Annotated in this window: 2 protein-coding genes; one reads left to right on the forward strand and one right to left on the reverse strand. The window is 42.7% G+C overall.

Annotated features, from left to right (window positions below):
* Positions 1-1,419, forward strand: a 1,419-nt coding sequence (locus tag ACZFYI_RS19765) for a M1 family aminopeptidase (RefSeq protein ID WP_462525839.1), incomplete at its 5' end; no start/stop codon positions are given.
* A gap of 127 nt (positions 1,420-1,546) precedes the next feature.
* On the opposite strand, the gene ACZFYI_RS19770 is transcribed toward ACZFYI_RS19765, so the two are convergent.
* Complete coding sequence (locus tag ACZFYI_RS19770; RefSeq protein ID WP_241124887.1) at positions 1,547-1,906, reverse strand: helix-turn-helix domain-containing protein; 360 nt, start codon at positions 1,904-1,906, stop codon at positions 1,547-1,549.
* Positions 1,907-1,947 lie beyond the last annotated feature (41 nt).

A 1,947-nucleotide genomic window follows, 5' to 3' on the forward strand; every position in this document is an offset into this window, starting at 1 on the left:
GACAAAAAGACTTGGGAATTCCATGCTGAAAATGTGAGGGACTTTGCCTGGACATCCTCCAGAAAGTTTATCTGGGATGCCATGGCTGTCAAGCAGGGTGGCAATGAAGTCATGGCTATGTCTTACTATGCAAAAGAAGCCAACCCGCTTTGGGGACAATATTCTACCAAAGTCGTAGCGCATACATTGAAGTCTTATTCTTCCAGAACATTTGATTATCCTTATCCGGTAGCGATCTCCGTGGAGGCTACCAACGGTATGGAATACCCAATGATCTGTTTTAACTATGGTCGTCCCGATTCGGATGGAACCTATTCCGATGCAGTCAAATACGGCATGATCTCCGTGATCATCCACGAGGTAGGACACAACTACTTCCCGATGATCGTCAACTCAGACGAAAGACAGTGGTCTTGGATGGATGAAGGTTTGAATACATTCATGCAGTTCCTTGCAGAGCAGGAGTGGGACAGAGACTATCCATCAAGGAGAGGCCCTGCCCACAAAATCGCACCTTACATGGCAAGCGATAAAAGTACGTTGGAGCCGATCATGACCAACTCAGAAAACATCATCCAATTTGGACCAAATGCCTATGCCAAGCCGGCAACGGCATTGAATATCCTTAGAGAGACTATCATGGGCCGTGAGCTTTTTGACTTTGCTTACCAGGAATATGCACAAAGATGGATGTTTAAGCACCCGACTCCGGATGATTTCTTCAGGACAATGGAAGATGCCTCAGGAGTAGATTTGGATTGGTTCTGGAGAGGTTGGTTCTATGGCACCGATCCGGTGGATATTTCTTTGGAAACAGTAAACTGGTACAAACTCGACAACAGAACCCCTGCTGAAAAGAAAGCCGACCAAAAGAAGGAATTTGACAGGGAGGAAACTTATGTCAGCAAAGAATACAACAGAAAAGATGTTCCGCAAACTGTGGTCGAAGCCGATCCAACAACAAGGGATTTCTATAATTCTTACAATCCTTTTTCTGTAACTCCAGAAGATGAGAAGGCATACAAAGACTTCATGGCAAGTCTCAATCCAAAAGAAAAAGAGCTGATCAACTCAGGGATGAATTTCTACGAGATGAAATTCAAGAATGTGGGTGGCTTGGTGATGCCTTTGATCATCCAATTCAATTATGCAGACGGAACTTCTGAAGTGGAAAGGATTCCTGCAGAAATCTGGAGACTGAATGAATCCGAGGTCAGCAAAGTATTTGCAAAGAAGAAAGAAGTGAAAAGTATTGTCCTTGATCCATATCGTGAGACCGCTGATATCGACGAATCCAACAATGCCTGGCCAAGAGAGTACGTGCCTAGCAGGTTTGAGATGTTCAAAGGTGGGGGAAGAGTAAGAGGCGCTTCTGCCGGAGATAATCCGATGAAGAAAGCGGCTGCTGCGAAGAAGTGATCAGTTTTCAGTCTCAGTAGGCAGTAGTTTAGCCCTAAGAGACAGGTTCTATCTTGAATTAGAAAAAGAGAGTTGATAAAAAAGAAAGGGAAGCAGGTATTCAATCTGCTTCCCTTTTTTTTATTTGTCAAACCCCCAATACAATAGAAGCATCGATATCCAATTTCCGACTTATTTCCCTCGCTATTTTTAAAGTAGGTTCACTCTTCCCATTGAGATATTCGCTGATTCTTGAGGTACTGACACCGAGTAATTCTGAAAGGTTTTTTTGATTTAAGCCCCTCTCATTCATTCGAAGCTTTATAATTTCAGAAAGTGGCGGGGCTTCAATAGCATAGTTTCTCTCTTCGTAATCTGCCACCAAATCCGAAAGTAGGTTTAATTCCAAGTATCCTTTAGCATCCTGATTTTCTATATTTTCGGGAACGGAAAGAAGCTCCTCAATTCTTTCTATTATGGCATTATATTCTTTTTCTGTCTTGATCATGATTCAGATATTTTGAATGTCCTTTATTTTGTCGTACTGCG

Source organism: Aquiflexum sp. (genome assembly GCF_977115555.1).

Excerpts from the sequence above, each read along its gene's own strand:
- ACZFYI_RS19770 (WP_241124887.1), bottom strand. The coding sequence starts at position 1,906 with ATGATCAAGACAGAAAAAGAATATAATGCCATAATAGAAAGAATTGAG.